Raw genomic sequence first — 12,565 nt, forward strand, 5'->3', positions numbered from 1 at the left:
CATTCCACGACCCTGGGGTGGTCGTGGAATGCACCCGGGGGTCGTAAGACGCAGTCGGCGGCGGTGCGGCTACTCATGCTCCCACGGGGAGACCAGGACGAGATGACCTTCGGGGATCGTCAGGTCCTGGGCAGTGCCCCATTCCTTGTACCTGGGGTCGGGGTCCTTAGTGACTGCCTGGCGGCCGAGTGCGGTCGTTACCGCCAGGTGGGTGCCGGTGGGACGGGTCTGATCGTTGTCCCACCGCAGGGTGGCGACCGCCCGTACGCGCGGACCGATTTCTATCGCCGGCGGGTCCTGACCGCTCGGCGAGGTCGATTCCTGGTCGTCTACATGCAGCACCGAGATATCCAGCTCCTGGTCCTGCCCGTCAAGCACGACGACGTCGGGCCAGCCGGATACCAGGCAAGCGGCCTTGGAGTCGTTCTGTACGGCGATTCCAGCGGTGACGTGTCCGCCCAGTGCGGCATAGTTCCAAACGTGCCAGTAGCTCAGCTCCCTAGGGTCGCACTCCTGAACCGAGGTGGAGATGGGCACGACGTCGCCGTTGCTGGCGAGCTCGGGGATAGTCATTTCCTGGGCGCGAGCCAAGGCGGTGGCATCAGGAGACTCGGCGTGCTGGTCCAGCCAGGCGAGGCCACGTGGGGTGGCCAGGACGATCACCAGCGCCAATACCACCAGCACGCGGGCGAGCGGTCGGTGCCTGCCGTGCCGTAGACCGAGAGCCACCAGCGCCAGTACCACGGCACTCGCACTCAGGAGAACGAGGCCTCCAGCCGCCCAGGGCCACCAGCCCGGACTCATGGGCACCCGCTCCAGCACGTCGCCGCCGGAAGTGAGGATGTCGCACGAGGAGAAGAACCAAGCCTCGTGGGCCTGGACGGCTACCACCGGCTGCTCCAGCAGGTAGGCGCACCGGTAGTTGGCGTCCTCGGGCTCGAAGGCGGTCGTCGGCCAGCTCAGACCGGCCCACAGAAAGGTAAACGGCGTCAGCAGCGTGGCCGCAATCCCGGCCAGGTGCGCCACGAGGGCTAGCCAGTGCCGCCATGGCCAGGTGAGCGCCCGCCACCACCAGGGCCCGCGGGTGCGACGAGCGTCTTGTGACGCACCCGGGTTGGGTTCGAAGCCGCGCAAGACGAGCACCCCCTCAAACAGCTGCGTTCGATGCTACCGGGCTGGTCGCCATCGCCGTATCCACGACCGGTGACGGCTTCGAGCTGACCTTGCTGCCGAAGTACCTCGTCTGCCTCGGCTTTGCCGCCGCCCAGGCGGCAACGGCCATTACCGCCTACGGCCTGATGGCCGCCCTGGCAGGCTGGGCATCCGGCGTCCTGGCCGAGGCCGGCACGACGCAGAGCGCATCCCAGCGCGGACACGGCTGAGCGAACCCACACGTGCAGTGTGGCGCGGAACAAGACGACGTGATACGTGGAACAATATGCCGCATGTCCCGCTACATCGAGTTGCACCCCGTCAACCCCCAGGCACGACTGGTCACCAAGGTCGTCGACAGACTACGGAACGGTGAGCTCATCGCCTATCCCACCGACTCCGGCTACGCGCTCGCCTGCGCGCCCGGCAACAAGGAGGGGCTGGAGCGCATCCGCACCATCCGTCAGCTGGACTCCAAGCACAACTTCACCTTCGTGTGCGCCGACTTCGCCCAGGTCGGCCCGCTTGCGATCGTCGGCAACAACGCCTTCCGGCTGATCAAGCGGCTCACGCCCGGGCCGTGGACCTTCATCCTCAAGGGCACCAAGGAGGTGCCGCGGATGACGCTGAACCCCAAGAAGCACACCCTGGGTGTGCGCATTCCCGACCACGTCATCGCCCAGGCGCTGGTGAAGGAGTTCGGTGCCCCGATCCTTTCCTCCACCCTCATCCGCCCCGGACAGACCATTCCGGAGTCCAATGGCTGGGAGATTGAGGATGCGCTCGGCCACCTGATCGACGTGGTCATCGAGGGGCCGGTCACCTCCACCGAGCCGACCACGGTCATTGACCTAACGGAGGACGTGCCGGAGGTGGCTCGCGAGGGCGCCGGGGACATCAGCCTGCTGTAGCCGGGACCGCGCGCCGCAGGCGTGCCTGCCGAAACGGGTACGGCTATCGGGGCTCCCCCGGGGCAGACGCCGACGGCACGCCTTGGAGAGCGGGGCCGTCTACCAGCCCGTAGCGGGCATAGACCCGCTTCAGCGGCGCCGGTGCCCACCAGTTCCAGCGACCGAGCAGGGTCATGGTCGCCGGTACCAACAGCATGCGCACCACGGTTGCATCCAGGGCCACCACGATCGCCAGCGCCAGCCCGACCTCCTTGACGATCAGCAACTCGCCGCTGACAAAGCCGAGGAACACCACCACCATGATCAGCGCGGCGAAGGTGACGATGCGACCCGAACGCTGCAAGCCCTTGGCCACCGCCGTGTCGTTGTCCGCGCCGGCGTCCCAGTACTCCTTGATCCGCCCCAGCAGGAAGACCTCATAGTCCATGGCCAGTCCGAAGCCGACGCCCACGGCCGTGACCACCACATAGGCCTCCACCCCGCCGATGGGGGCGAAGCCGAGCAGCCCGGTCAAGTGCCCCTCTTGGAACACCCAGGTCAGCACGCCCACGGAGGCGGCCAGTGACAGCAGGTTAATCACCAGCGCCTTGAGCGGCACCAGTAGGGAGCCCGTCATGAGGAACAGCAGCACGAAGGTAACCAGCACGATGAACGTGCCCACCCAGGCAGGGACGCCCGCAGTGACTGGCGGAAGTCCAACTGACTGGCCGCCTGCCCGGTGGTCCAGGTGTCGGCGGGCGCAGGCAGCGCTCGGATGGAGGCGACCGCGTCCTCGGCGGCGCGGGAAGTCGGATCGCCGGCCAGGTCCAGATAGACCACGGTGTAGTCGCCGGCGGTGGCCACCTGCAGCACCTCCTGCACGCCGTCAACCCCGGCCACCTGCTCGTTGATGAAGTCGGTTACCCGGTCGCCGGTGGCGGCGATGATCAAGGTGGCGTCCTGCTGGGTGACGGCCGCGTAGTCCTCGTCCAGGACGGTCAGATAGGTGCGCTGATCGGAGTCGGCGGGCAGCAACTCGGTGGTGGAGGAGAGCAGATGAAGATTGCGGGCCGGGGAGGCCAGTACCACCAGCGCCACCACGCAGGCCACCAGCACCACCCACGCCATGCGTTGCACCTGCCGGGCGATCCACCGGAATACCCCACGCTCACTGGTTACGTCCCCCAGGTGCCGCTGCAGGTATCCGAGCACGGGAATCCGCTGCAGCAGCGACGGACGCAGCATGTGCCGTCCCAGCAGCACCAGCATGGCGGGCACCAGGGTGATGGCCGCCGCCACCGCGATCAGGCAGGACGCCAAGCAGGCGATGCCGATGGACCGCAGCACCACCGGTCCCATCAGCACCAGACCGAGCATGCAGGCGGACACCGTCAGCGCCGAGAACAGCACCGTGTGGCCGGCCGTGGCCAGCGTGGTGGTGAGACAGTCCGCCAGGCGCGGGTCGCGCCGCCCACCGCGACGGCGGCGACGCAGGCGCACCCCGGCCTCGGCGCCCGCAGCCTGGTGGGAACGAGCAAGCTCCTCCCGGTAGCGGGAGGTGATCAGCAGCCCATAGTCGATCGACAGTCCCAGGCTGATTACCGTGACAATGTTGATGACGAAGGATTGCAGGTCCACGCCCACGCTCAGGAAGTACAGCACTCCCATGGTGCACGCGATAGAGACCAGTGCACCGATCAGCGGCATGCCGGCGGCCAGGAAGCCGCCGAAGACCAGCACCATGATGACCAGCGCCAGCGGCAGGGTGATCAATTCGCCCCGAACCAGGTCGGCGCGCACCTGATCGTTTACGGCAGCGGCCATGAGCACATCGTCCGAGACGATTCCGCGCACACCGGGCTCTATGCTGCTCAGCTCGTCCGGGACCTGCTCCAGGCGGGCCTCGACCCGGTCGACCAGCTCGGCCACCTGTGCGGCGTACCGCTTATCGTTCGCATCGGCGACCGCGTCCCCGTTGGGGTCAACGGTGACCACCAGCAGGAAGCCGTCGAGGTCGGTGGCAGCCAGCATCTGTGCGGCGGGCTCATGCAGCATGCCGGGGACCACAAAGGGATCGATCACGTTCTGCTCGCCCACCAGCGCACGCAGGTCCGCGTGCGCGTTCTCCAACGCGTCGGCGACCGCCTGCTGAGTGACGGTGTCGGAGATATCGATGTCGGTGACCAGCAGCGTCACCGTCTCGGCGTCGCCCGACAGCGTGTCCAGAATCTGCTCGCCCTCGGCGCTGTTGGTGCCGGCAATCGCGGTGCTCCCCGCGGCCGCCCGCTCGAACAGGTTGTTGCCGCCCAGACCCGTCACGGAAGCGATCAGGAGCGCGACGGCGAGCAGCATCCACGCACCGACGATGATCCAGGCATCTTTGATGACGCGGCGAGAAAGCCAGGCAAGCATGCGCCCTAGTCTGGCAGACCGCCGGGCGCTGGGTGGGCCCGGCACTCGGGCGGAGACGAAACGGGTGTTGAATCGTGCACATGACGGATCTGTTTGAGAGCGCCGGAACCGACGCCGTCGGCCTGCCCGGAGACGCCCATGCGCCACTGGCCGTGCGGATGCGGCCGCGCACGCTGGACGAGGTGGTCGGCCAGGATCACCTGCTCGCCCCCGGCTCTCCGCTGCGTCGCCTGGTGGAGCCCGCCGCCGGGTCGGGCGGACCGGCGGCGGGTGCGGGCGTGTCCAGCGTGATTCTGTGGGGCCCACCGGGTACCGGCAAGACCACGCTGGCCTATCTGGTGGCGCGCGGCTCGGGGCGCCGCTTCGTGGAGCTGTCCGCCGTCACCGCGGGGGTGAAGGACGTCCGCCAGGTGGTCACCGACGCCGCCGGCGCCTGGCCGCCGGGGAGGAGACGGTCCTGTTCGTTGACGAGGTGCACCGCTTCTCCCGCTCGCAGCAGGACGCGCTGCTGCCCAGCGTGGAGAACCGTTGGGTCACGCTCATGGCCGCCACCACCGAGAACCCATCCTTCTCGGTGGTTTCGCCCCTGCTGTCCCGCTCACTGCTGCTGACGCTGCACCCGCTGGAGGCCGACGCCGTAAGCACCCTGCTGGATCGGGCGCTGGTCGATACGCGCGGCCTGGGTGGCGCGGTGACGCTGGAGGACGACGCCCGCGAGCAGATCGTGCGCATGGCCGGCTCGGATGCGCGCAAGGCCCTGACCGTGCTCGAGGCGGCCGCCGGCGCGGTACTGGCAGCCACGCCGGCGCCCGACGCGAGGCCGGGGCAGGGGGTGCTGCGGAGTCGTCCGCGCCGCAGATCACGCTGGCCGACGTCGAGCGGGCCGCCGACGTCGCCGCGGTCCGCTACGACCGGCAGGGCGACCAGCACTACGACGTCATCAGCGCCTTCATCAAGTCCATGCGCGGATCCGACCCCGATGCCACCCTGCACTACCTGGCCCGCATGCTCGCGGCGGGAGAGGACCCGCGCTACATCGCGCGGCGCATCACCATCCATGCGGCCGAGGATGTGGGCCTGGCCGATCCCAGCGTGCTGTCCACGGCCGTGGCCGCGCAGCAGGCGGTCGCTCTGATCGGCATGCCCGAGGCACAACTGGTACTGGCCGAGGCGGCGCTGGCGGTGGCTACCGCGCCCAAGTCCAATGCGGTGACGGTCGGCATAGGAGAGGCCGCCGCGGACGTGCGCGCCGGCCGCGGCGGGCAGGTCCCCGCACACCTGCGCGACGCCCACTACGCGGGCGCTCAGCGCCTCGGCCATGGGGTCGGCTATCGCTACCCGCACGACTTCCCCCACGGCGTCGTCGCCCAGCAGTACCTGCCCGACGAGTTGGCCGGCGCCAGGTATTACCGGCCGACCGCAAATGGCTTCGAGGAGCAGCTGGGCCGGCGGCTGGCGGCCATCCGCCGCATTACCCGCGGCCGCGACCAGGAGCCGGGATAGGCGAGGGAGACTGCGGGCGGGGATAGGGTCGGCGGGTGAGTGCAATCCCCAACGCCGAAGCCCCCATACCCGAGTCCACCAATGGCCAGCCTCATGCGCTGGCCCCGTCGTCCCCGTCGAAGCGCCGCTGGCCGGCGATCGTGCTCATGGGACTGGGCGCCGGCTTCCTGGCGGGGCTGTTCGGTGTAGGCGGGGGACTGGTGATCGTGCCGGCGCTGATGGCCTTCGCCGGCATGGACCAGCGCCACGCCGCCGCCACCTCTCTGGTTGCCATTGTGCCGACCTCGATTGTGGGCGCAGTCTCCTACGGCGTGCAGGGGCAGGTCTCCCTCGTGGCCGCCGTCTTCCTGATCATCGGCTCCCTGATCGGTGCGCAGATCGGGGTGCGCCTGCTGCGTACCCTCCCGGCCCGGATCCTGCCGTGGATCTTCGTGCTTTCGCGGTCTTCGTAATCATCTCCCAGCAGGTCATGGTGCCGGTACGCGACGCCGGCCTGAGTCTCACTCCCGTCAGCGGCGCGGCCCTGGTGGGGGTAGGCCTGCTGGCAGGGATCCTGTCCGGGCTCGTCGGCGTGGGCGGCGGCGCCGTGATCGTGCCCGGCACCCAGCTCGCGGTGGGTATCGGCGACCTGCTGGCCCGAGGCACCTCCCTGGTGGTGATGCTTCCAACCGCACTCTCGGGAACCGTAACCAACCTGCGCCACGGCGTGGCCGACGTGCGGGTGGGGATCGTCGTCGGAGTGGCGTCGGCCGCCGCCTCTCCGTTGGGGAGCGTCGTCGCGGGCCTGGTCAGCCCGCGTACGGGATCGATCCTGTTCAGCCTGTTCCTGGTGTACGTGATCATCTCCACCCTGCTGCGCGCCCGACGTACCGCCTGACGTACGACTTTCCGCCTCACGTACGCGTTTTGGAGCTCTCCCCGCGACTAACCGTCGTATACCTCCAAAACTCGTCCGTGAGAGCCGAATGCGTCCGTGAGAGCCAAGCCCGTACGTGTGGGGGTGAGGAGCGGCTCACAACCGGCGGCTTCAACGTGCATCTTCTACCGCCGCCGCGCTAATGTTTCCGGGTTGCCCGCGGCGTCAGCGCGACCAGCGCGCGTCCGGGCACTCCTGGGGTCTTGGCCGGCACGGCTGACCCCGCACCTGGGCACCCGCCCACGGTGTGCGAACCAATCCGACAGGAAGAAGTCCATGAGCTCTTCACGCTCCCGCCGCCAGGTGCGCCTCTCTCGCGCCCTCGGCATTCCGCTTACCCCCAAGGCCGTCCGCTACTTCGAGAAGCGCCCCTACGGCCCCGGCGAGCACGGCCGCGCCCGTCGCCGCACCGAGTCCGACTACGCCGTCCGCCTGAAGGAGAAGCAGCGTCTGCGCGCCCAGTACGGCATCCGCGAGGCCCAGCTGCAGAAGGTCTTCGAGGAGGCCCGCCGCGAGAAGGGCCTGACCGGTGAATCCCTGGTCGAGCTGCTGGAAATGCGCCTGGACGCCCTCGTCCTGCGCGCCGGCTTCGCCCGCACCATCGCCCAGGCCCGCCAGAGCGTCGTGCACCGCCACATTATGGTTGACGGGAAGGTCGTGGACCGCCCCTCCTTCCGCGTCAAGCCCGGCCAGACCATTCAGGTGCGCCCGCGCTCCCAGGTGATGGTGCCCTTCCAGGTCGCTGCGGCCGGCACCCACCGTGACGTGCTGCCGCCCGTGCCCGACTACCTGAGCGTCGAGCTGGAGAAGCTGCAGGCACAGCTCGTGCGGCGCCCCAAGCGCGAAGAGGTCCCGGTGACCTGCGACGTGCAGATGGTCGTCGAGTACTACTCGCGCTGATCTGGCTCTTCACGACGCCGGGACGCCCCGGACCGCATACCGGTTCGGGGCGTCCCCAGCGTTCCGGGGTAGTCTCGCCCCGGTTCTCCCACCCACCGGCGTGCGCCGCGCACGCCCGACCCGAAACGAACAGGACGAGGCATCTCATGCGCACCTCAGAGATTCGCTCACGCTGGCTCGACTACTTCGCCGCGAACGATCACGAGATCCGCCCCTCCGTATCCCTGGTATCCCCCGAGCCATCCATCCTGTTCACCGTGGCCGGCATGGTGCCCTTCATCCCCTACATCCTGGGCACCGAGAAGGCCCCCTGGCCGCGCGCCGCCTCCGTGCAGAAGTGCATCCGCACCAATGACATCGACAACGTGGGCCGCACGACCCGCCACGGCACGTTCTTCCAGATGAACGGCAACTTCTCCTTCGGCGACTACTTCAAGGAAGGCGCCATCGACTATGCCTGGGATCTGCTCACCGGCAGTCGCGAGGAGGGCAAATACGGCCTGGACGGGGACCGGCTGTGGATGACCATTTGGGAGGAGGACCAGGTCTCCCTCGACCACTGGACCGTGTGATCGGCGTGCCCGCCGAGCGCGTGCAACTGCTGCCCTTCGCGGAGATCTCCTGGTCCACCGGGCAACCCGGCCCTGCCGGTGCCTGCTGCGAGATCCACTACGACCGCGGCCCCGCCTATGGCCCCGACGGCGGCCCGATCGCGGACACCGCCGGCGACCGCTTCCTGGAGATCTGGAACCTGGTCTTCGACGAGTTCATCCGTGGTGAGGGCGAGGGTCACGACTTCGAGCTGATCGGCAAGTTGGACCAGACCGCGATCGACACCGGCCTGGGCCTGGAACGCCTGGCGTTCATCATGCAGGACAAGCCCAACATGTACGAGATCGACGAGGTTTACCCTGTCATCGCCGCCGCCGAGGCCATGAGTGGCAAGACCTACGGTCGGGGCGCCGCGGGCCCGGAGGCCGGAGACGCCTACCTCGACGATGTGCGCCTGCGGGTCGTGGCCGACCACGTCCGCTCCGCCTGATGCTCATTGGCGACGGCGTGCGGCCCGGCAACGACGGCCGCGGCTACGTGTTGCGCCGCCTGATCCGTCGTGCCGTACGCTCCATGCGCCTGCTCGGGGTCAGCGACGCCACTCTGCCGACCCTGCTGACCGCCTCCAAGGACGCCATGAAGGCCTCCTACCCGGAGCTTGAGACCGGTTGGGCGACCATTTCCGACGTCGCCTACGCGGAGGAGGAGGCCTTCCGCCGCACCCTGGCTGCGGGCACCACCATTCTGGACACCGCCGTCGCCTCCGCGAAGCAGGAGTCCTCCGCATCGGGCCGCGGCGGCCGCCCGGTCGTGCCCGGCAAGGCGGCCTTCGAACTGCACGACACCTACGGCTTCCCCATCGACCTGACCCTGGAGATGGCCGCCGAGCAGGGAGTTGACGTGGACGAGGCGACCTTCCGCACCCTCATGGAGGAGCAGAAGGAGCGCGCCCGGGCGGACGCACGCGCCAAGAAGGCAGGCCACACCGACGTGCGCGTCTTCCAGGACATCGAGAAGCAGATGGGCGGAGGATCCGAGTTCCTCGGCTACACCGAGTCGGCCGCCGACGCCTCCGTCACCGGCCTGCTGGTCGACGGCATGCCCGCCCCGGTGGCGACCGCCCCGGCCGAGGTGGAGGTCATCCTGGACCGCACCCCCTTCTACGCCGAAATGGGCGGCCAACTGGCCGACCACGGCACCATTCGCCTGGCTGACGGCGGCGTCATCGAGGTACACGACGTCCAGGCGCCTATCCGGGGCCTGTCCGTGCACCGCGGCACCCTCACCGAGGGCACGGCCGCGGTGGGCGAGCGCGCCTACGCCGAGATCGACACCGTGCGCCGCCTGGCGATCGCCCGTGCGCACACCTCCACCCACATGGTTTACGCGGGGCTGCGTAACGTTGTCTCGCCCGACGCCGCACAGGCGGGCAGCGAGAACTCGCCCGCCCGGCTGCGCTTCGACTTCCGGCACGGTTCGCCCCTCTCCGGAGGCCAGATGGACGACATCGAGGCACTGGTCAATGACAAGGTTGCCGAGAACCTGCCGGTCACCACCGAGATAATGGGCCTGGAGGAGGCCCGCGCCTCCGGCGCGATCGCCCTGTTCGGGGAGAAGTACGGCAAGCAGGTGCGGGTGGTCACCATCGGTGACGGCTTCGACCGGGAGCTGTGCGGTGGCACCCACGTGCCCTCCACCGGCCACATCGGCCGCATCGCCCTGCTGGGGGAGGGGTCGATCGGCTCCGGCGTGCGCCGTATTGACGCGCTGGTGGCTGACTCTGCCTACGGCTTCCAGCGCAAGGAGCATGCGCTCGTTTCACAGTTGTCCACCCTGGTCGGTGGCCGCCCCGAGGAGTTGCCCGGCCGGGTTGAGAGCCTACTGGCGCGTCTGAAGGACGCCGAGAAGAAGCTGGCCGCTGCGGAGCAGGCCGCTCTAACGGCCCGGGCGGGCGAGATTGCAAGTGCCGCCGCCCACACCGGCGACTACCTGTTGGCCAGCGCCTCGCTCGGCACGGTCGGCTCCGCGGACGCGCTGCGCAGCCTCGCCCTGGACGTGCGCGGACGCCTGCCCGAGTCCGATGCGGTCGTCGTCGCCCTAGCCGGAGAGGCGAATGGGCGCCCGCTCATCGTCGTCGCCACCAACCCCGCCGCGCGCACCCAGGGCGCCCGGGCCGGCGCGCTCGTACGCACCGCCGCAACGACGCTCGGCGGTGGCGGTGGCGGCAAGGACGACGTCGCCCAGGGCGGCGGCCAGGACCCCGCCGCCATTCCTGCCGCGTTGGCCGCCATCACGGCCGCCCTGGCCTGAGCCCACAGGCACCGGGCTGGGAGGATACGGTGAGGACCGGGGTTCGGCTGGCCTTCGATGTCGGCAAGGTGCGGGTGGGTGTCGCCCGCTGCGACGCCGACGCTATTCTCGCGGTGCCGCTGGTCACCCTGCGGCGCGACCGCTACGGCGCCGACCTGGAGGAGGCCGCCGACCTGGTGGCCGACCATGACGCCCTTGAGGTGATCGTCGGGCTGCCCCGTAGCCTCAGCGGGGGCGCTTCCGCCTCCACGCGCGATGCCCGCCGCTGGGCGCGGGCGCTCGCCGGGTTGATCGCCCCCGTGCCGGTCCGGCTGGTGGATGAGCGATTGAGTACCGTAACCGCTCACCGGGAGCTGCACGAGTCCGGCCGGCGAGAGAAAAGCTTCCGCAGTGTTGTCGACCAGGCGGCCGCCGTGGTCATACTTGAACAGGCCCTCGCCACGGAGCGCTCCACCGACGCACCCGCCGGCGAGATGGTCGCACCCATCCAGGAAGGCAGACAGTGACCGAGGACGACTTCTTCTCGGCAGTCGGGGTGGACAACGCCGACGCCGAACAGCCGGACGCCGGCCCCCGCCGGCGCCGCGACCGCCACATCGAGCGCGACCGGCGCCGCCGCAAGCGTCGCCGCCACGCGCTGACCGCCGTGGTGCTGGCGGTAGTGCTTGCCGGGGTCGCTTCGTCGGTTTCAAGGCCCTGGGCGTGGTCCGAGGCGCTCAGGCCACGCAAACCGCCGTCGCCGACTACACCGGCGCCGGAGAGGACGACGTCGTCGTCACCATCCCGGATGGCGCCACCGGCGCAGACATCGCCGAGATCCTCGCCGACGCCGACGTGGTTGCCACTGCCGGAGCCTTCAAGAACGCTTACGCGGCCAACTCCAATGCCGCCAATATCCAGGCCGGCACCTACACGCTCAAGACGCACATGTCCGCCGTCAACGCCGTCGCCATGCTGCTGGACCCGTCCTCACGCTCCGACCACACGCTGACCATCCCCGAGGGCGCCACCAAGGCCGAGGTCAAGGAACGGCTCATGAGCGTGGGCGGTTACACCGACGCCGAAGTCGAGGCCGCCTTCGCAAACACCGACGCCATCGGCTTGCCGGAGGCTGCGGGCGGTGACGTGGAGGGCTGGCTGGCACCCTCGACCTACGACATAGCCGAGGACGCCACCGCCACCGACGTGGTCGCTTCCATGGTCTCGACCACCAACACCCGCCTGAGCAACGCCGGCGCGGACGAGGCCGACTATGAGGACGTGCTGATCAAGGCCTCGATCGTGGAGCGGGAGGTTTTCCACGCCGAGTACTACGGCCAGGTTGCACGCGTCATCGAGAACCGGCTCGCGGACACCGACGGGGAGACCAAGGGCATGCTGCAAATGGACTCCACCGTCCTATACGGCCTGGGTCGCACGGGCGGCATCCCCTCCGCCGACGAGATCGCGGACGACTCCAACGCCTACAACACCTACCAGCATGCCGGCCTGACTCCCACTCCGATCGGCAGTCCCAGCGAGGCCGCCATTCAGGCGGTCGTGAACCCGCCCGCAGGCGACTGGCTGTACTTCGTGACCGTCAACCTGGAGACCGGGGAGACGCTGTTCGCCAACACTCATGACGAGCAGGTGGCCAACACCGAGAAGCTTTCGGCGTACTGCGAGGACAACCCGGAGGTCTGCTCGGGCGCCTCCGCCTCACCCAGCGCGACCGCGGCGACGGACGGAGAGTAGATGCCATGTGCGCCGCGCCGTTGACGAGATCGCCGGCCTTGCCCCGGCATCGGGCCGCCGTCATCGGTGCGCCGGTGGCGCATTCGCTGTCCCCGGTGCTGCACCGCTCCGCCTACAGTGCGCTCGGCCTGGATGATGGGTGTATGAGCGGCGGGAGACCGCGCCCGCGGACCTACCGGCGCTGCTGGAGGAGCTG

10 protein-coding genes and 3 pseudogenes are annotated in these 12,565 nt (G+C 69.3%); 10 read left to right on the forward strand and 3 right to left on the reverse strand.

Features of this window, described 5'->3' with window-relative positions; all coding sequences use genetic code 11:
• Positions 1-69 precede the first annotated feature (69 nt).
• Complete coding sequence (locus BW737_RS12090; RefSeq protein WP_180272211.1) at positions 70-1,143, reverse strand: DUF4232 domain-containing protein; 1,074 nt, start codon at positions 1,141-1,143, stop codon at positions 70-72.
• Between the two features lie 80 nt (positions 1,144-1,223).
• On the opposite strand from BW737_RS12090, the gene BW737_RS12095 reads away from it, so the two are divergent.
• On the forward strand, positions 1,224-1,382 hold the full coding sequence (locus BW737_RS12095) for a hypothetical protein (RefSeq protein WP_180272212.1): 159 nt from the start codon (positions 1,224-1,226) through the stop codon (positions 1,380-1,382).
• A gap of 63 nt (positions 1,383-1,445) precedes the next feature.
• The gene (locus BW737_RS12100; RefSeq protein ID WP_086615978.1) at positions 1,446-2,063 is read left to right on the forward strand and encodes an L-threonylcarbamoyladenylate synthase; all 618 of its coding nucleotides are present in this window, start codon (positions 1,446-1,448) and stop codon (positions 2,061-2,063) included.
• A gap of 43 nt (positions 2,064-2,106) precedes the next feature.
• On the opposite strand, the gene BW737_RS18705 is transcribed toward BW737_RS12100, so the two are convergent.
• Both BW737_RS18705 and BW737_RS12105 read right to left on the reverse strand, forming a co-directional pair.
• Positions 2,107-2,724 (reverse strand): MMPL family transporter, encoded by a 618-nt coding sequence (locus tag BW737_RS18705; RefSeq protein WP_257210802.1) that lies wholly within the window; start codon positions 2,722-2,724, stop codon positions 2,107-2,109.
• Positions 2,676-4,454 (reverse strand): MMPL family transporter, encoded by a 1,779-nt coding sequence (locus BW737_RS12105; RefSeq protein WP_257210803.1) that lies wholly within the window; start codon positions 4,452-4,454, stop codon positions 2,676-2,678. The genes BW737_RS18705 and BW737_RS12105 overlap by 49 nt, the downstream gene beginning before the upstream one ends.
• 80 nt (positions 4,455-4,534) lie before the next feature.
• On the opposite strand from BW737_RS12105, the pseudogene BW737_RS12110 reads away from it, so the two are divergent.
• The 8 genes and pseudogenes from BW737_RS12110 to BW737_RS12140 all read left to right on the forward strand — a co-directional run.
• Positions 4,535-5,957: pseudogene (locus tag BW737_RS12110) on the forward strand (replication-associated recombination protein A).
• Between the two features lie 35 nt (positions 5,958-5,992).
• Positions 5,993-6,409 (forward strand): sulfite exporter TauE/SafE family protein, encoded by a 417-nt coding sequence (locus tag BW737_RS19560; RefSeq protein WP_338063928.1) that lies wholly within the window; start codon positions 5,993-5,995, stop codon positions 6,407-6,409.
• Positions 6,379-6,834 (forward strand): TSUP family transporter, encoded by a 456-nt coding sequence (locus BW737_RS19565; protein ID WP_338063929.1) that lies wholly within the window; start codon positions 6,379-6,381, stop codon positions 6,832-6,834. Before BW737_RS19560 ends, BW737_RS19565 begins: the two co-directional genes overlap by 31 nt.
• A gap of 315 nt (positions 6,835-7,149) precedes the next feature.
• Positions 7,150-7,773, forward strand: coding sequence for a 30S ribosomal protein S4 (gene rpsD / locus BW737_RS12120; RefSeq protein ID WP_086615977.1), 624 nt, complete (start codon positions 7,150-7,152; stop codon positions 7,771-7,773).
• Positions 7,774-7,919: 146 nt separating this feature from the next.
• Positions 7,920-10,635 (forward strand): annotated as a pseudogene (gene alaS / locus BW737_RS12125) (alanine--tRNA ligase).
• Positions 10,636-10,664: 29 nt separating this feature from the next.
• Complete coding sequence (gene ruvX / locus BW737_RS12130) at positions 10,665-11,141, forward strand: Holliday junction resolvase RuvX (protein WP_086615976.1); 477 nt, start codon at positions 10,665-10,667, stop codon at positions 11,139-11,141.
• Positions 11,142-11,337: 196 nt separating this feature from the next.
• Entirely contained in the window at positions 11,338-12,369 is a 1,032-nt protein-coding gene (gene mltG / locus BW737_RS12135) for an endolytic transglycosylase MltG (protein WP_338063930.1), read from the forward strand.
• Positions 12,370-12,374: 5 nt separating this feature from the next.
• Positions 12,375-12,565: pseudogene (locus tag BW737_RS12140) on the forward strand (hypothetical protein); the annotation flags it as partial.

The sequence above is a fragment of the Actinomyces ruminis genome (assembly GCF_002154335.2).
GTDB classification, from domain to species: Bacteria; Actinomycetota; Actinomycetes; order Actinomycetales; family Actinomycetaceae; genus Actinomyces; species Actinomyces ruminis.